20 protein-coding genes are annotated in these 17247 nt (G+C 59.9%); 10 read left to right on the forward strand and 10 right to left on the reverse strand.

Going from position 1 to position 17247, the window contains the following annotated elements; genetic code table 11:
• Positions 1–21: 21 nt before the first annotated feature.
• Positions 22–774 (reverse strand): YebC/PmpR family DNA-binding transcriptional regulator, encoded by a 753-nt coding sequence (locus tag VOI22_RS09780; protein WP_028466877.1) that lies wholly within the window; start codon positions 772–774, stop codon positions 22–24.
• 422 nt (positions 775–1196) lie between these two features.
• Between VOI22_RS09780 and VOI22_RS09785 the strand changes: the two genes are divergently transcribed.
• A complete protein-coding gene (locus VOI22_RS09785; RefSeq protein ID WP_323796340.1) occupies positions 1197–1727 on the forward strand; it encodes a response regulator in 531 nt (176 codons plus the stop codon).
• 45 nt (positions 1728–1772) lie between these two features.
• Positions 1773–2273, forward strand: coding sequence for a hypothetical protein (locus VOI22_RS09790; RefSeq protein WP_323796341.1), 501 nt, complete (start codon positions 1773–1775; stop codon positions 2271–2273).
• A gap of 9 nt (positions 2274–2282) precedes the next feature.
• Here VOI22_RS09790 and VOI22_RS09795 read toward each other — a convergent pair whose 3' ends face one another.
• The 5 genes from VOI22_RS09795 to VOI22_RS09810 form a co-directional block, all read right to left on the reverse strand.
• Complete coding sequence (locus VOI22_RS09795) at positions 2283–2723, reverse strand: thioesterase family protein (protein WP_323796342.1); 441 nt, start codon at positions 2721–2723, stop codon at positions 2283–2285.
• Positions 2720–3520, reverse strand: a complete 801-nt coding sequence (locus VOI22_RS09800; RefSeq protein ID WP_323796343.1) for an alpha/beta hydrolase — start codon at positions 3518–3520, stop codon at positions 2720–2722. The genes VOI22_RS09795 and VOI22_RS09800 overlap by 4 nt, the downstream gene beginning before the upstream one ends.
• Positions 3521–3522: 2 nt before the next feature.
• Positions 3523–4830, reverse strand: coding sequence for an O-acetylhomoserine aminocarboxypropyltransferase (locus tag VOI22_RS09805; protein ID WP_323796344.1), 1308 nt, complete (start codon positions 4828–4830; stop codon positions 3523–3525).
• 329 nt (positions 4831–5159) lie between these two features.
• A complete protein-coding gene (locus VOI22_RS21120) occupies positions 5160–5684 on the reverse strand; it encodes a GNAT family N-acetyltransferase (protein ID WP_416366154.1) in 525 nt (174 codons plus the stop codon).
• Entirely contained in the window at positions 5681–6277 is a 597-nt protein-coding gene (locus tag VOI22_RS09810; RefSeq protein WP_323796345.1) for a UbiX family flavin prenyltransferase, read from the reverse strand. Before VOI22_RS09810 ends, VOI22_RS21120 begins: the two co-directional genes overlap by 4 nt.
• A gap of 157 nt (positions 6278–6434) precedes the next feature.
• On the opposite strand from VOI22_RS09810, the gene VOI22_RS09815 reads away from it, so the two are divergent.
• Positions 6435–6599: a YdcH family protein gene (locus VOI22_RS09815; RefSeq protein ID WP_084608349.1), complete on the forward strand. Its 165-nt coding sequence runs from the start codon at positions 6435–6437 to the stop codon at positions 6597–6599.
• Positions 6600–6692: 93 nt separating this feature from the next.
• Here VOI22_RS09815 and VOI22_RS09820 read toward each other — a convergent pair whose 3' ends face one another.
• The 3 genes from VOI22_RS09820 to VOI22_RS09830 form a co-directional block, all read right to left on the reverse strand.
• A complete protein-coding gene (locus tag VOI22_RS09820) occupies positions 6693–7472 on the reverse strand; it encodes a 3-hydroxybutyrate dehydrogenase (protein WP_323796346.1) in 780 nt (259 codons plus the stop codon).
• A 69-nt stretch (positions 7473–7541) separates the two neighbouring features.
• Positions 7542–8345 carry a 3-hydroxybutyrate dehydrogenase gene (locus tag VOI22_RS09825; RefSeq protein WP_323796347.1) on the reverse strand — a complete coding sequence of 268 codons (804 nt, stop codon included), beginning with the start codon at positions 8343–8345 and terminating at the stop codon, positions 7542–7544.
• Positions 8346–8407: 62 nt separating this feature from the next.
• A complete protein-coding gene (locus tag VOI22_RS09830) occupies positions 8408–8590 on the reverse strand; it encodes a DUF1192 domain-containing protein (RefSeq protein WP_028466868.1) in 183 nt (60 codons plus the stop codon).
• Between the two features lie 188 nt (positions 8591–8778).
• Here VOI22_RS09830 and VOI22_RS09835 point away from each other — a divergent pair, with 188 nt between their 5' ends.
• On the forward strand, positions 8779–9345 hold the full coding sequence (locus tag VOI22_RS09835; protein ID WP_028466867.1) for a DUF1013 domain-containing protein: 567 nt from the start codon (positions 8779–8781) through the stop codon (positions 9343–9345).
• Between the two features lie 96 nt (positions 9346–9441).
• On the opposite strand, the gene VOI22_RS09840 is transcribed toward VOI22_RS09835, so the two are convergent.
• The gene (locus VOI22_RS09840) at positions 9442–10137 is read right to left on the reverse strand and encodes a ferredoxin (protein ID WP_323796348.1); all 696 of its coding nucleotides are present in this window, start codon (positions 10135–10137) and stop codon (positions 9442–9444) included.
• 217 nt (positions 10138–10354) lie between these two features.
• Here VOI22_RS09840 and VOI22_RS09845 point away from each other — a divergent pair, with 217 nt between their 5' ends.
• The 6 genes from VOI22_RS09845 (at position 10355) to VOI22_RS09870 (ending at position 17185) form a co-directional block, all read left to right on the forward strand.
• Entirely contained in the window at positions 10355–11356 is a 1002-nt protein-coding gene (locus tag VOI22_RS09845) for a GlxA family transcriptional regulator (protein ID WP_323796349.1), read from the forward strand.
• A 99-nt stretch (positions 11357–11455) separates the two neighbouring features.
• Entirely contained in the window at positions 11456–12136 is a 681-nt protein-coding gene (locus VOI22_RS09850; RefSeq protein WP_323796350.1) for an AzlC family ABC transporter permease, read from the forward strand.
• Positions 12126–12455: an AzlD domain-containing protein gene (locus VOI22_RS09855; RefSeq protein ID WP_323796351.1), complete on the forward strand. Its 330-nt coding sequence runs from the start codon at positions 12126–12128 to the stop codon at positions 12453–12455. Before VOI22_RS09850 ends, VOI22_RS09855 begins: the two co-directional genes overlap by 11 nt.
• Positions 12456–12545: 90 nt before the next feature.
• Positions 12546–13712, forward strand: a complete 1167-nt coding sequence (locus VOI22_RS09860; RefSeq protein WP_323796352.1) for a hypothetical protein — start codon at positions 12546–12548, stop codon at positions 13710–13712.
• 234 nt (positions 13713–13946) lie between these two features.
• On the forward strand, positions 13947–15173 hold the full coding sequence (locus VOI22_RS09865; RefSeq protein ID WP_323796353.1) for a hypothetical protein: 1227 nt from the start codon (positions 13947–13949) through the stop codon (positions 15171–15173).
• A gap of 119 nt (positions 15174–15292) precedes the next feature.
• The gene (locus tag VOI22_RS09870; protein WP_323796354.1) at positions 15293–17185 is read left to right on the forward strand and encodes a propionyl-CoA synthetase; all 1893 of its coding nucleotides are present in this window, start codon (positions 15293–15295) and stop codon (positions 17183–17185) included.
• Positions 17186–17247 lie beyond the last annotated feature (62 nt).

A 17247-nucleotide genomic window follows, 5' to 3' on the forward strand; every position in this document is an offset into this window, starting at 1 on the left:
GGCAAATGCCTGACATGGATCTCAGGCGGCCGCCGTCAGTTTCCGCATAACATCGTCCGGGATCTCGAAGTTCGCCGAAACGGACTGGACATCATCCAAGTCTTCCAGCGCGCCCAGCAGCTTCATGATGGTCTCGGCGTGGTCTTCGTCCACCGGCACAGTGTTCTGCGGCTTCCAGGACAATTCGGCCTCCTCGGGGGCACCGAACTGCTCGGAGAGCGCTTCGCGCACCGAACTCAGATCGTCAGGCGCGCACGTGATGACATGCCCGTCCTCGGAAGATTCGACATTCTCGGCGCCTGCTTCCAGAGCCGCCTCGAACATGGCGTCTGCCTCCGCCTTGTCGGCCGGATAGGAGATCTGGCCGACGCGGTCGAACATGAAGCTGACCGAGTTGGTCTCTCCCAGGGTCCCGCCATACTTGGAAAACGTGGACCTGACCTCGGAAGCCGTCCGATTGCGGTTGTCGGTCAATGCCTCGACGATCATGGCGACACCGCCGGAGGCATAGCCCTCGTAGCGGATGTCCTCGTAATTGTCGTCAGCACCACCGCCTTCGGCCTTCTTCAGCACCCGGTCGATATTGTCCTTCGGCATATTGGCCTCGCGGGCCGCCTGAATAGCCGACCGTAGCCGCGGATTGGCACTTGCATCGGTACTCGCCTTCGCCGCGACCGCGATCTCTCGGATCAGCCGGGTGAACAGTTTGGCGCGCTTTTTGTCCTGCGCGCCCTTGCGGTACATGATGTTCTTAAATTGGGAATGCCCTGCCATTTCCTTACAATCCTCGTGGAGCCCAGGCTCATTCGAAATACCGAACGGAGCGCAACACGGCGCACCGAGCGGTCCGGAGGCCGGATCAATCGGCGAATCGGGCTTCAAGTCAAGAGCGACGGGCAAACCTGTTTGCCGTCGCACCGCAGCTTTCTGCCGATCGCAACCGAACACAGCCTAGTCAAAACCAAGTTGATCTATACCAGATATTGTATGAACACGCACCAGAAGAGGCGGATTCCCAAGCTTGGGCAGAATTTGCATTATGCGTAAATCGACAAACTGCGTTGCCACCCTGAATTGAGAAGCGCTCAATCCGACTATAGCCTTCCCCACCGGAAGTCGACTAAACTCCGGTAAGGATAACGAATTGTTAAGATTCTACGGATTTCGGTGTGCCGGAACCGGGGAAGTCATGGTGAATGTCTCAAAGTCCGACCAACGAAGCGCGCTTTCAGCGTCTCTCGGTGATGATCGTCGAAGACAGCCAGCCCATGCGGGAAGTGCTGCGGGCGATGCTGCAGTCTGTTGGCGTCAAAAATATCATTGATGCGCGTGACGGACAGCACGCCATCCGCAAACTCAGCGAATATCAGGTCGATCTGATCATCACCGACTGGGTGATGGAGGAGATGGATGGCATTGAGCTAACCCACTGGATCCGGAACGATCCAGCCAGCCCCGATGAATTCCTGCCAATTATCATGGTCAGCGGTCACACTGAGTCGAACCGTATTGAGCTGGCCCGCGATGCGGGTGTTACCGAGTTCATGGCTAAGCCCCTCACTGGCGTCGGCCTGATCCAGCGTCTTGTAGCCGTGGTCGAACATCCGCGTCCTTTCGTCCGCACTGATAATTATTTCGGGCCCGACCGCCGCCGAAAGGTACAATCATTCGACGGAGAGGAGCGTCGCGCCGCAGAATTGCGCGACCGGGATGCACGCAGCGCCTAACAGATTCAGGATCCGTCGGGAAAACCGGCTCACGAGAGGAAAGAAATGGCCCAGCCCCCGAAAGGTACCTACGAGGTCATTCATCAGCCCAACAAGCTGAAGGATCTGGTCGGCGGGCCCGCGCGCATGGACGAGACACTGATCGCGAAGGCCGAAGCCGCACTGGCGGACGCCGTCTCGAAGATCGACCTCGCGGAAACCGCCAAGGAAAGCATCATCAAGCTGGACGAAGCCGTCGAAAGACTGCGGGCGGAAGGTGCCGAACCGGCTGGGCCCGAGCGGACGATCTATACCGTCATGCACGATCTGCGCTCCCAGGGATCAAGCTTCGGCTATCCCATGGTCGAGAAGATCGCAACCTCCATGAACCGCTATCTGGAGCTGGGCGAGCCCGGGCAGCGCGGGCACAATGACGCAGATGCAATCAAAGCCCATGTGGACGCATTGAAAGCCGTGGTCGCGACCAAGATGAAGGGCGAAGCCGGCGCTATCGGCCAGCAGATCGTCGCCGGGCTCTACAAGATTTCCCGCACCAAGAGCAAATAAGCGGCAGCCTTATTCGAGGCGGAGCTTCTCCATCTCGGCACGCATTTGCTCCGGGATCGGCACCGGCGTCTGCGTTGCCCGGTCGACATAGACATGCACGAAATGACCGAGCGCGGCGATTTCATCGTCGCCTTCACGGAACAGTGCTGTTGCGTAGGTGACGCTCGACCGGCCGAGGCGGTCTACCCGGATACCGGCATCGATGCGATCCGGGAAAACCAGTGATTTCTTGAACTGGCAACGTGTCTCCACCACCAGTCCAACGACAGGGCTGTTGTGGATATCCAGCCCGGCTTCACGGATCAGGTGCGTGTTCACGGCGGTATCGAAATAGGAATAATACTGGACGTTGTTGACGTGCCCGTAGACGTCATTGTCCATCCAGCGCGTCGAAATCTCCAGCCACCAGCGGAACCGCTCCCGGGTCTCGGTCTCTCCCTCCCCGCTCACCGAAGCGCTCCGAAAAAGTCAGCCAGCACATCCAGCGTCTCGTCCGGCTGTTCGATCATCATCATGTGACCCGCTTTCGGCAGAATAACAGCTCGGACATCCGGCAGAGCATCCACCAGCGGCCGGGCCAGCTTGGCCGGGGTCATCTTGTCGTCGGAGCCGGAAAGCACCAGCGCCGGGCATGAGACCGCCGCCGCAGCTTTTAGCGCCCCGTCATAGGCATCACAGGCGGCAAGGTCGGTCGCCAGCACCGCATAGTCGCCAGCCTCCAGCAAGCGCATGCTGGCGCCGCAGACCCAGGCCCCCGGTGCCCTGTGACCACCGATCTGGGCGCGCTTGCCGACGCCCCAGCCGACCATGGTCTCAAGCGCCACGTGATTGCCGGTGCGGGCGGCATTCAGCAGGTCCGGATGCACCTTCATTTCCGGTACCGATCCGAGCAAGGCCAGCGCTTTCGCACGAGCACCCAGACGGGCTGTGACCTCAAGCGCGATGAGCGAGCCCATCGAATGCCCCATGACCATCACCTCTCCGGCGCCGACCGCATCCAGCGCCGCGAGACACCAGTCAGCAAAAGCGGGAATAGTCTCCGGCACCGTCCCGGCACTGCGGCTGTGCCCCGGCAGATCGACAGCCAGGACGGAAAAACCGTGATGCGCGAAGTAGCGCGCCTGCATGGACCAGACCGTGTGATCCATCCCGGCACCGTGCAGCATCAGGATCGTTGTCTTGTCACCATCAAACGGACGGCCGCCTGTCGCCGCGAACGCTTCATCCCCATTTACGTCGAACTTCATCTCTAGCCCGCCTTGCGCGCAGTTGCGGCGCGCAGCGCCTGTTTCAAGTCGCCTATCAGGTCGTCCACATCCTCAAGCCCGACCGAAAGCCGGACCAGATCCTCGGACAGTCCCGCCGCCTTCATCATCTCCGCATCCATCTGCTGATGCGTCGTGCTGGCCGGATGAATGACAAGGGACTTTGCGTCACCGACATTCGCCAAGTGAGACCAGACGCCGAGCCGGTCGATGAAGGTTTTCCCGGCATCGCGGCCGCCCTTTATCCCGAACGCTATTATCGATCCCGCCCCCTTCGGCATCATCCGCGTCGCCAGCTCCTTGTCCGGGTGGCTGTCGAGCTCAGGATAGAGCACCCACTCCACCGCCTCAGACGCTTCCAGGAAGGCCGCGACCTTGCGGGCGTTGGCGACATGCCGGTCCATCCGTAGCGGCAGCGTCTCGATACCCTGCATCAGATGAAACGCGTTGGTCGGCGACATGCAGGCGCCGAAATCGCGCAAGCCCTCGGCCCGGGCGCGCATACACAGGGCCTGCGGCCCGAATTCTTCGGCGAAATCAAGGCCGTGATAACCGGCATATGGTTCCGTCAGGGTCGGGAACTTGCCGGAGGCCTCCCAGTCGAACCGCCCGCCATCAACCAGCACGCCGCCGATGGCCACACCATGCCCGCCGAGCCATTTGGTGGCGGAATGCATGATGATATCGGCACCATGCTCAAACGGTCGGCAGAGATAGGGCGTGGTGAAGGTCGAATCGATCATCAGCGGGATACCAGCTTCATGAGCGACTTCCGCCAGCGCGGCGATATCAAGCACCTCAAGGCCTGGGTTGCCGATCGTCTCGGCAAATACCAGACGGGTCTCCGGCTTGATCGCCTTGCGGAAGCCGTCGATGTCGCGCGGATGAACCTTGGTGGTCTCGATGCCGAAGCGCGGCAGGGTATGGCTGAAAAGGTTGTGGCTGCCGCCATAGAGCGCGCTGGAGGCAACAATGTGCGAGCCCGCGCCCATCAGCGTGACAATGGCGAGATGCAGGGCCGCGTGACCGCTGGCCGTTGCCACCGCGCCGACCCCGCCCTCAAGCGCAGCAATGCGTTCTTCCAGCACCGCGACGGTCGGATTCGAAATCCGCGAATAGATGTGCCCGGCCCGCTCCAGGTTGAACAGCGAGGCCGCATGCTCGGAGTCCCGGAACACATAGGACGTGGTCTGGTAGATCGGCACCGCCCGGGCGCCGGTATCGCTGTCCGGCTGCTGTCCGGCATGCAACGCGAGCGTGTCGAAACCGAAGAGATTTCCGTCTGAAGCCATGTTCTGCCCCTCCATCCTGCACTCTGGTCAGGTTCGGCGCGATCTTTAACGGATGGAGGATTGGACGCAAGCGCGATGGCGCTTCTGGGAGGATATTTTAAGGAGTCCGGCTCCACTCTGTAGAGTCGTCCGGACCATCGGCCCAGAATCAAAGGACCGCGCAAAAGCGCGGCCCCTTTTTTATTCTTTTTAGAGTTTGAGCACCCTGTTCAACTTGCCCGGGGCAGACGGTAATGCCCCCACCAGAAATGTCAAGTCGGAGTCAGCGCGGCGACAAAAATGTGACATCGAACAGTTCAAACGAACACTCCGACTCCCCCCGGAAAGGCTCATGGCAGCGGCAGAACCATGTGCTGTATTGGCACGCTAACGCCTTGAACGATAAGCCCTCCCGGCTCCACTCCCCAGACTGAGAATCCGAGACTGCCATAAAGTGCACGCGCCGGACCAGCCTGCTCCGAGACACTCAAATATATGTGAGTTACACCCTCGAGTGTACCCGCATGAGAGATCACGATTTCCATCAAGGCGCGACCCGCGCCAAGCCCCCTCACAACCGGTGCGACATATATGCTCCATATATAAACCTTATGCCGTGCTTTCTGTTTCCGCTCCCGGTACAGCCCCGCCATTCCATACAGACGATCGGTAAAAATCCCGAAGACGGCATCACCATTCCGCCGAGCGAACAGCTGACGAACATCTTCTTCGGTCTGCAGGAAATCGTCTTCCGGGGCGGCGGCAAAAGATGTTGGACACCCAGTCAGCGCCTCTCGTCTCAGAGCAAGGAACGCGGCTTCGTCGCCATGGCCAAGCGTGCGGACGGAAAAGGCTGTTTTCCCTACCGGGGTCACGGCGCAGCGTCTTCCTTCCAGCGGCGGACCGTGCCGCTGTCGATATCGAAAAGATCCAGCACCCGGCCAACGGAGTGGTCCACCATATCAGCGATGGATTCCGGCTTCGCGTAGAAGGCTGGAACGGGCGGCGCAATGATCGCGCCCATGTCGGACAATGCCAGCATGTTTCGCAGGTGCCCGGAATGCAGCGGCGTCTCCCGCACCATGCAGACCAACCGGCGGCGCTCCTTCAGGATCACGTCGGCCGCGCGCGACAGCAGCGTGTCGGTGACGCCCGTTGCAATCTCCGCCAGACTCTTCATCGAGCATGGGGCAATGATCATGCCCATCGTCCGGAACGATCCGGAGGCGACGGCGGCGCCGATATCCTTGTTGGCATGCACCACGTCGGCCAGCTTCTCGACATCCCGGACCTTGAGATTCGTTTCATGCGCCAGCGTGATTTCCGCGGCACGGCTCATGATCAGATGTGTCTCGATTTTCCGCTCGTCCGGCAGAGCTCTGAGCATTTCAAGCAACCGGATGCCGTAGATCACTCCCGAGGCCCCGCTGATCCCGATTATCAGCTTGTTTTTTTGAGGATTTCTCATAAAAAAAATTTACCTCGGGAATCCAGCGCCTTGCGCGCTTTGAGCAAAAAACCGCGCAACATGCCCGAAGCGGACTCATTGCACAAGCCCCTAAAGATACCTATTCTCTGAATTGTAACGTTTGAAAGTTCACGATCAAAAAAAGGAGAGCATAGGCATGGCCCAGGCACAGCGGATTGAATCGCTGAAACAACGCCACGAGACCTTGGAGCGAAACCTTGATCAGGAACGTACCAGACCCATGCCGGACAGCGCTGCTGTCGCAGAAATAAAACGGAAGAAACTTGCGATTAAAGATGAGATGGAGAATCTCAGGCCCTAGCCGGGCAATCCCGTTACTTCACCGCTTTTATCAGAAAGCCATTCGCACCCGCCGGATTTTCGGCGGGTGTTTGTTTTTCCGCTCCAATAATCGCTAGATAGCCATCCAGCCGCCGTCGAGTGTCAGCGCGGTACCGGTCATATTGTCGGCGGCACTGCTACACAAGAACAGAGCGGCACCCGCAAGCTGCTCGACCGTAGTGAACCTTCCAGACGGCTGCTGGTCGATCAGCAGGTCATAGGTTGCCTGCTCGATACTGGTTCCGTCCCTTTTCGCCCGATCTTCAATCTGCACTTCGACCAGCGGTGTTTTCACCCAGCCGGGGCAGATCGCATTACAGGTCACACCTGTCTGGGCGTTCTCCAGGCCGATCACCTTGGTCAGGCCGACGACACCGTGCTTGGCCGCCACATAGGCCGACTTGCGGACCGACCCGCCCAGTCCCGCATTGGACGCTATATTGACGATACGCCCCCAGCCGCGCCGCTTCATGCCAGGCAGGGCCGCGCGCGTCGCATGAAACGGAGCCGAAAGGTTGATCGCGATCAGTGCGTCCCAGCGCTCGACCGGGAAGGCCTCAATCACTTCGGTGTACTGCACCCCGGCATTGTTCACGAGGATATCGACGGCGCCGAACTGGCCCTCGGCCGTCCGGACCAGATCTTCGATCTCATCCGGGATGCTCATATCCGCGCCATGGTAGATCACCGGAACACCATGCTCCGCTGCCAGGGCCGCGCGTCGCTTCTCGATCTCCGCCGCATCGCCCAGTCCGTTCAGCACGATATTCGCACCCTCGGTGGCGAACCCTTCGGCCAATGCCGCGCCGATCCCGCTGGTCGAACCGGTTACGAGAACTGTCTTGCCTTTCACAGAGGCCCTTTCGATTAGCAGAGCGATATCAAGCGAATATCGGCAGTGGGAGCGAAGCCGGAGAAGACGTTACTGGGCCGTCCAGCCGCCATCGAGCGTGACAGTCGTGCCCGTCATGTTGCTGGCGGCATCGCCGCACAGGAACACGGCGGCTCCCGCAAGCTGCTCGACCGTGGTGAACTGTCCGGAAGGCTGTTTTTCCAGCAGCAGCGCCTGGGTCTCGTCCTCGACACTGGTACCGTTAGCCTTGGCCCGCGCCTCGATCTGAGCGACGACCAGCGGCGTTTTCACCCAGCCGGGGCAGATCGCGTTGCAGGTCACTCCGCTCTGGGCGTTTTCCAGAGCGGCAACCTTGGTCAATCCGACAATGCCGTGCTTCGCGGCCACATAAGCCGATTTGTTCACCGAGGCGACAAGGCCATGTGCCGAGGCCACATTGATGATCCGGCCCCAGCCGCGCGTCTTCATCCCCGGCAGAACGGCCCGCATGCCGTGGAAGGCGGCTGAAAGATTGATGGCGATCACAGCATTCCACTTGTCCACCGGGAAATCCTCGATGGGAGCGGTATGCTGGATGCCGGCATTGTTCACGAGGATATCGACGGAACCGAACTGCCCTTCGGCTGTCCGGATCAGATCCTCGATCTCCTCCGGCCTGGTCATGTCGGCGCCATGGTAGATCACCTGAACGCCATGTGCCGCTCCCAGAGCAGCGCGTCCTTTCTCGATCTCCGCCGCATCGCCCAGGCCATTAATCACGATGTTCGCGCCTTCGGCAGCGAATGCCGCCGCCATGGCCGCGCCGATGCCGCTGGTCGATCCAGTGACGACTGCCGTCTTGCCCTTCATGCCCTTGTCCCCGTATCCGTCCATTTTTGTCTATCTCGTGCGATACAGAGAATAATGCTGCACCGCAAGGTTCGGCAGGCCGCCGCCTAACGCTTGAAAAGAGATTCCGCCGCCGAGGAGACAGACTGCTTTTCGGCTATCATCGCTTCCGCGCGACTTATTTCCGTCTTCATGTTCTCGATATAGAGCTCAAGGTCCTCGATATTCCAGGTCGAAAGATCGACCGGCTTGCGGGTTACGTTCTTCGGCTCCAGATCCTCGAATGTCATCAGCCCTTCTCCCGTTATCCGGTTTCGCCTCGATCCGTGTTCAAGCATCGCACATTTGACGAAGACTATGATTGGATCGTTCCGTATCTTGCTCTATATAACCATCATTCAGAACATTTCAGACAACCAAGAAAGAACGGATCCGTATTCCTTAAGGCATACGGATAACGCGCTTCAAAGGAGATATCATGGCGAATCCGCTGATGCCGAAAGCGACGGCCGTCTGGCTGATCGACAATACGGCGTTGTCGTTCGAACAGATCGCCGATTTTTGCGGCTTGCACCCCCTCGAAGTTCAGGCCATCGCCGACGGCGAGGTCAGCTCCGGAATCCAGGGCATTGATCCTCTGCAGAACGGCCAGGTGGCCCGTAGCGAGATCGACAAGGCCGAGGCCGACACGTCCTACCGGATGAAAATTCTGGTCAGCACGCTGCCGCAACCGAAAGCCCGTTCCAAGGGACCGAAATACGTCCCGGTATCCAAGCGCGGCGACAAGCCGGACGCGATCGCCTGGCTGGTCAAGCACCATCCGGAACTTAAGGATGCCCAGGTCGCGAAACTGGTCGGCACGACCAAGGACACGATCGACAAAGTGCGCGATCGCACGCACTGGAATTCCCAGAACATCACGGCACGCCATCCGGTCCTGCTCGGCCTCTGCTCGCAGATCGATCTGGATCAGGCAGTGACCAAAGCCGGCGGTACTGTTGCCCCGCCGGAAGCCCAACTCGAATCGATCTCCGAAGTACCCTGACGCTTCGGATCACAGAAATATTAAACGGCCGGTCATCTGACCGGCCGTTTTTCGTTCCGCTCTATGTCAACTATTTGGGCCAACTATTTGGGCCAACTATTTGGTGCTTTGTTCCAGGGCACTTCCGTTAAACGCTGCCATGTGAAAAGCCAACTGCGCCGCCTCGTAGACATAGTCCCGGCCGACGGGACATGCGCGACGGGCGAGACATGAGCTTTCGAGACAGCGGCCGCCCTCAGGCGAGCGGAGATGGGAACGGCAGGCCTGCACGTCATAACCACTGTCCGAAAACGCCGTGACCGGACACGTCGTAAGGCATGGCCGATCGAGACAGCCATCGCATGGGTGACAGTCGTCCGCGCCGGGGTCTGCGCTCGCCGGCAACTCCAGAACCGCCGCGAACAACAATGCTCCCCGATATCCGTGCCAGAGACCGTAGACAGGATGGATCAGGATACCGATCGGGGACGGAAAAACCGGCTCGGCCCGCATCGCCCATTGCTGAAACGGCCGGTAGGGCGGGCCGTCGGACGGCAGCGCCACCTCAGCACCGAACTGTCGAGCCACGGCCCCCAGCACATCTCCGCTCCAGCGATCCAGCGGGTCCGCACCCGCAGGCTTTTGTGCAGAAAAAGCCTCCCACATTCCCGGCCCCGCATTTCCGACGAGCAGAACGGTCCCGGCTGATTCGCCCCCCGCGAGCACTGTTTCCCTCGCATCTGGATGAAATCCGCCGCGCAACAACAGTCCATGGTGCGCAAGGGCGGCCGCGATCCTGTCACAGTCGGTCATCGGATCCTCCTTCGCCCCCTCAAAGCCCCGCTGGAAATCGCCTATTCCCGACCCAGTGTCCCGCTGCCGACATAGCTAGAGCCAGAGCCACTCGAAAACATATACCTACACCTTATTTTCGTTGCTCCGGGGCACCGACTTGGCTTTATCCTTTTCACGACAGAATCACGGGACTGGAAAAAAACCAAAACCCGTTCGGTGGAGAGTATGGCCAAATATGTTCGACGACCCAAATGACGTCCCGCTCACTGTCGACTTCTTTCTTACGCCGAACTTTTCGCTGCTTCCCTTTACTGCGGCCGTAGAGCCCCTGCGCTCGGCCAACCGCATGGCGGGAAAGACGCTGTATCACTGGCGCGTACTGAGCGAGGACGGCAAGCCCGTGCAGGCCAGCAACGGTGTCGAGGTGAATACCGTCGGAACCCTCTATGACCTGACCAGTTCGGACGCCGTCATCGTCGCCGCCGGCATCGATGCCCAGCACTACAAGAACGACCGGGTGTTCGGCGCCCTGCGCCGGCTGTCCCGTCAGGGCGCGGCTATCGGTTCGGTCTGCACTGGTGCCCATGTTCTGGCCCGGGCCGGCCTGCTGGAAGACCGGCGCTGTACCATTCACTGGGAAAATCTCGGCGGCTTCACAGAAGAATTCCCCGAGATCGAGGTCACATCGGACCTGTTCGAAATCGACAGGGATCGTTTCACCTGCTCCGGCGGAACCGCCGCCCTCGACATGATGCTGCATCTGATTGCCAAGCAGCACGGCTTCAAGCTGGCAAACGAGGTCTCTGAGCAATTCATCCACGACCGCATCCGCGAGCCGCATGATCATCAACGGATGGAGCTGCGTGCCCGCCTTGGTGTCAGCCATCCAAAACTGATCAACGTGATCGCCGAGATGGAAGCCAATCTCGAAGAGCCGCTGAGCCAGACCGCGCTGGCGGACAAGGCTGGGCTCTCAACCCGGCAGCTCGAACGGCTGTTCCGGAAATACCTATCGAGCACGCCGACACGCTATTACCTCAATCTCCGCCTGCAGCGCGCCCGCCAGCTGCTGGCCCAGACCAGCATGTCGATCCTGTCGGTCGCCCTCGCCTGCGGTTTCGTCTCCGCCAGCCACTTCTCGAAATGCTATCGGGAGTGTTTCGGACGGACACCCCGTGCGGAACGCGCGGTCCGGCATGATGCGCCGACACTGGTGATGCAGAAGCTCGCAGGCTGACCTCCACACGTTACCGCGCCTAATTGCATCGCAACAAAATCTCGTTTGACCTCGTCCGCTGCCGGACGCACATCTAGCCGGCACCTGACGGGATTTACGATGACGACGTTTACTTCGACCGGCATGCGCAAGGGCGCATTTATGATCTGGCCTATTGCTGTCAGCGGCTTCTTCTTTGCCGTCGCGGTCGGCGTGATCAGCCGCAATGTGGGAATGAGCTGGCTGGAAGCCGTCACCATGAGCGGCTTCGTGTTCGCCGGTGCATCCCAGGTTGCTATCGTCAACCTCTGGCAGGACCCACTGCCGCTTCTGATCATCGCCATCACCACACTCGGCATCAATTCCCGCATGCTGCTGATGGGTGCCTCGATCAGGGAATGGTTCGAGCCGCTCCCCCGGCACCTCACCTGGATCAGCCTCTTCTTCCTGACCGATGCGAACTGGGCCGTCGCCATCTCAGAGCGCCGAAAAGGCGCGACCGATGCCGGAATTCTGCTCGGCTCCGGCATCGTGCTCTGGTTCAGCTGGGTGTTCGGCACCGGGCTCGGCCATGCTCTCGGCGCCGCGCTGGACCCGAAGGCCCTCGCCTTTGACGTGCTGCTACCAGCCTTTTTCGTCATCATGATCAAGCCCATCTGGACCGGTCGAAAACAGATCCTTCCCTGGGCCGTGGCCGCCGCCGGCGCCATTCTCGCCAATGAGTACGTCCCGGGCGAAGCCCATGTGGTGATCGGCGGTATTGCCGGATCTCTGGTTGGAGGACTGCTCCGTGAACGCTGAGTTCCTCGCCCCCTATCTTGCGTTCGACTGGACCGCGATGCTCGCCATCCTGCTGATGGGCCTGGTGACCTATTTCACCCGGATCGGCGGCTTCCTGATGATGCGCTGGGTTCCGGAAGGCGGGTTCGTATCCCGCTGGCTTGCCGCCATACCCGGCGCCGTTCTGGTGGCAATCCTGGCGCCGACGATCTGGCATACAGGCTGGCTCGAGCGCGCAGCGCTCGTCATCGTCGCCGCCCTCTCGCTCCTCGGCGCCAACCCGCTCGTCGCCGTTGTCGTCGGCACTGCGAGCGTCGCCGCGGGCCGCGCCCTGTTCTGAGCACTCGCTTTCCAATTGGCACAACGTTTTCAGGATGATTTACTGACTGCAATCAAAAGATAAAAAAATGAGCATCAACACATGTGGAAAATGAACAAAAGTTTCCTGCGTGCCGTCGGCTTGGCCCTGTTTCTAATTGCCACTTCCTGCCCGACAGGGGCCCAAACATACCTGCTCTTCGCGCCCAAAAACCTTGCGCAGGCAAAGCTGTTGGACCAGCTGACCTACTATTATACCGTCCCCAAACAGCCTTCAATATCCGCACTTCTAGCGAACATAGAAGACTCGCAGATCCTGGAGACGGATTGGGAGAACGCCCAGTATCCAGTCGTCGGCTTTCTAAGCCAGGTCCTTGCGGCGAAACCTGAGCTCCTCGCAAAGGAAATCAGCTCTCGATACAGCCCAAGACTGAAAAAAGTTATCCTCTTGGCGCTAATGACAGAGTTCCTCGACATCTATGCTCCGCCCGCCTACCAGCGGATCATCAACAAGATGCCGCTCGGCAAACGACCGCCACCTATCACCGCCATGGCCGTCAAGCACCCCAAACAGCTAGACATGCTTTGGGGCGCCCTGTTCGCAACCGGCGATCCGAAATTTTTCGGCGCTATATTTAAGGTTTATGAAGCCCCGAACGGGCCAACTGGCAATTCCAAGCTGAATGCAGCCCTCAAGAGAGTCATCGAATGGGCGACGTGGAGCAACATGCAGCAACACACCATGGTCGAACGTCTGATTCGGGAGCGTATGGCTTCCGCAGCGCCCAATGTCGCCAAACGTTTACAGACCATAGTCTCCCGTTTCGAAACCAGCCTGGAATCGCTAAATCTCGGCACGCGGGATGGTTTTTTCTCGGCGTCGGTCGCGCTAACGGATGCGTCGATTATCGACGAACTGAAGAAGCCGTCCAGCAGCGGTATCCGCGTCGTGAGAAAGAGCCGATTCTCGCGCCGTGAAAGCATCTTCGTCCACATCGCCTTCAACGGCATGGAGGTCTCCGAGGATTATAAAGCAAACGTGACGTTCTCCGCCATCCTCCGACAGCCGGACGGACATGAGCAGACGCTTTACGAGAACCGCACGGCGATCATCGGACCGGCGCCGGCGCGCTACAGCATCCTCTCGGCCCGAGACCTGAACCAATTCCGCCTCCCGGAAGATGCGCCGACTGGCGATTACCTGCTACGAGTCAGTCTGAGCGATAATCTCTCCGGTAAAGACCTCGAACTTACGGCGAACTTCAAGCTCGTCGAATGACTCGTATATGAAGAGCGGATCGGACCAATGCACTGGTTGCCCCAGGCGGCTTCGTGTCGCCCTGGTCATCGTCACCGCCCTCTCGCTCCTCGGCGCCAACCCGCTCGTCGCCGTTGTCGTCGGCACTGCGAGCGTCGCCGCGGGCCGCGCCCTGTTCTAAGCGAACAGCCAAGATTGCCTTGCACCACATTGATCGGGCAAACTCCCGGTAACACGAATTGGATGGACGCCCGCATGCAGACCGAAGAAGCGGAGCTGCTGGCTCTGACAGAAGACGCCACGGCCGGTGACACTGATCGCACGGCGATTCTGATCGACCTGTCCTCAATCCCCCATATCAACGATCCGATTTTCTTCCGGACGCTGATTGCCCGCATCGATGTTGTGCCGAAGGACGGGAAATCCCAAATGTTCCGGCTCGCGCATCATATCGTCGCCATCGTCACCCCGAGTGACCAGACGCATCTGGCGGTCTACGCAGTCGACCGGCTCGACGCCTTTCTGAAACGCAGCGGACGCGGCGCCGCGCGACATCAGGAACTCAGCCTCAAGACGGAAGCAGGCAAGCTTGCAAAGATCTGCCGCAAGCTCATGGCTGAAGTCGACAACACACGGCAACCCAACCGCGATAGTGGCGAGCTGCAGAGTTTCATGCGGCTGTTCGAATCGCTCAGGAATGCCGATATTTCCAATCTGGTGCGCGAGCAAACCATCTGGGATCTTACCGACCTGCATCAGCCAACTTCCCTTGCAAGTGCGCTCACCGTCTCCATCGACGCACTCGACGACATGTTCGGGCAGGACATCCGCGCCAACCCCTGGCTTTTCGAAAAAGTGATCGAAGTCGTCGATATCCGCATGCTCGACCATCTGGTGGAAGATCGACTGAAAGCGGGCAAAACCTACACAGTGAACGTTAACAGCACAGTGGTTATCGAGAGGGAACTGGACGAGGCCTTCGCCGCCATTCCGATAAGCACCCGCAAGCGCATCATTCTTGAAGTACCCTATGTCGAGGCCCTGCATGAGCGGACCGAGTTCGACCGCATGGTGAGCGATCTAGAACACGAGAAATTCCCCATCGCACTGGATGGTGTCCGCTGGACGTCCTTGCCGAAACTCGAAGTGCCGCCGGAGCGTTTTACCTATTTGAAAATCATGTGGGACCGGCACCTGACGCCCGGCAGTGAAGCCGAATGGACTGCGTTCTCGGAGTGCGTTGCCAGGCTCGGGCCCGAACGCTTTATCCTCTATAATTGCGTCGACGAAACGGCCATCCCGGATCTCGCTGCACTTGGCATAACCCTGTTCCAGGGCCGCGGTGTCGAGAGCTTCATCCGCCACGACCGGGTCGAGCTCCTGCATCCTCGTGATGATGACGAGCAGGAAGAACGGCTCGCCGACGAAACCAGCCGGACCGGCAGCAAAAAAGGGATTCTCGGGAAAATCCTCGGCGGCTGAGATGCCATTGCCAGCACAGCTTCAACTGCGGCAATCTGGGGCTTGATTTGCATCCCACGCCCGCCGACCATGCCGGTGGACAGCAAGTAAAAAGAACACCATCAAGGGAGGCTCTGAATATGGGCCAGTTTGACGACGTCTATCGGCATTCTCTCGACGACCGGGAAGCATTCTGGGGCGCGGCGGCCGAAGACATTTTCTGGTTCAAGCGCTGGGACAAGGTGCTCGACGACAGCAAGCCGCCCTTCTATCGCTGGTTTTCTGGCGGCACGACGAACACCTGCTACAACGCGCTCGACCGGCATGTCAAAGAAGGCCGCGGCGACCAGGCGGCTCTGATCTATGACAGCCCGGTCACCGACACCAAGCAGAGCTTCAGCTACAGCGAGTTGACCGACAAGGTGGCCGCCTTTGCCGGTGTGCTCGCGAAATATGGTCTCGGCTACGGCGACCGGGTCATCATCTACATGCCGATGATCCCAGAAGCCGTAATAGCCATGCTGGCCGCGACAAGGATCGGCGCAGTGCACTCCGTCGTCTTCGGCGGCTTCGCCTCGAACGAGCTGGCAAAGCGGATCGACGATTGCAAACCGAAGCTGATCGTCAGCGCTTCCTGCGGCATTGAGCCCGGTCGCACAGTCGCCTACATGCCGCTGCTCGACGGCGCCATCGAGATGGCGGCACACAAGCCGGATCATTGCATCGTCCACCAACGCCCGATGGCCGAAGCCGTGCTGACCCCCGGCCGGGACATCGAATGGAACGCCGCCCATGACGGCGTGGAGCCAGCGCCCTGCGCCGAAGTGCTTGCGACCGACCCCGCCTACATTCTCTACACTTCCGGAACCACTGGTGTACCGAAGGGAGTGGTGCGCGACACAGGCGGGCATCTCGTCGCCCTCAAGTGGTCGATGAAAAACATATATGGCGTCGATCCGGGCGAAGTCTTCTGGGCAGCGTCGGACGTCGGCTGGGTGGTCGGCCATTCCTATATCGTCTACGCACCGCTATTCCATGGCTGCACCACCATGCTCTATGAAGGCAAACCGGTCGGCACGCCGGATGCGGGTGCCTTCTGGAGGGTCATCTCGGAGCACAAGGTGAGCACCATGTTCACCGCGCCAACCGCCATCCGGGCGATCAAGAAAGAAGATCCGGACGGCAAGCTGCTCGCGGATTACGACCTCAGCCACTACAAGGCCCAGTTCCTTGCGGGCGAGCGCTGCGATCCGGACACACTGCACTGGTGCGAGGAAAAGCTGAAAGTCCCAGTGGTGGATCATTGGTGGCAGACCGAAACCGGCTGGCCGATCGCCTCCAACTGCCTCGGCATCGAGGAGCTTCCGGTCAAGGCTGGCTCGCCCACACGTGCCGTGCCCGGCTGGGACGTGCAGATCCTCGATGAGGCGAACAAGGAAATGAAGCGCGGCGATATCGGCGCCATCTCGATCAAGCTGCCCATGCCGCCAGGCTCCCTGCCGACTCTCTGGCAGAATGACGACCGCTTCGTTGAAAGCTACCTCGCCGACTATCCCGGCTACTACAAGACCGGGGACGCGGGCTACATGGACGAGGATGGCTACCTCTATGTGATGAGCCGGACAGACGACATCATCAACGTCGCCGGACACCGGCTCTCCACCGGCGGCATGGAAGAGGTGCTGGCGGCACATCCGGCCGTCGCCGAATGCGCTGTCATCGGCGTCGCCGACCAGCTCAAGGGTCAGGTCCCGCTCGGCTTCGTGGTGCTGAAGGATGGCGTGAACACGCCGGACGAGCAGATCCTGAAAGAACTGGTGCAGATGGTCCGCGACCGGATCGGGCCGGTGGCTGCCTTCAAGCAGGCCACCATCGTCCATCGCCTGCCGAAAACCCGCTCCGGCAAGATTCTGCGCGGCACCATGCAGAAAATCGCGGACGGGCAAGACTATCCGATGCCGGCCACCATCGACGATGCGTCGATCCTGCCGGAGATCAAGGAAGCGCTCACGGAAATCGGGTACGCGAAGTAGTTCCACGCCGACCCTTCACCGGTAGCGGACATTCACCATTGCTTGAAATCAAAAAGGCCCCG

Origin of the sequence: Nisaea sp. (assembly GCF_034670185.1) — a bacterium.
Lineage (GTDB): Bacteria > Pseudomonadota > Alphaproteobacteria > Thalassobaculales > Thalassobaculaceae > Nisaea.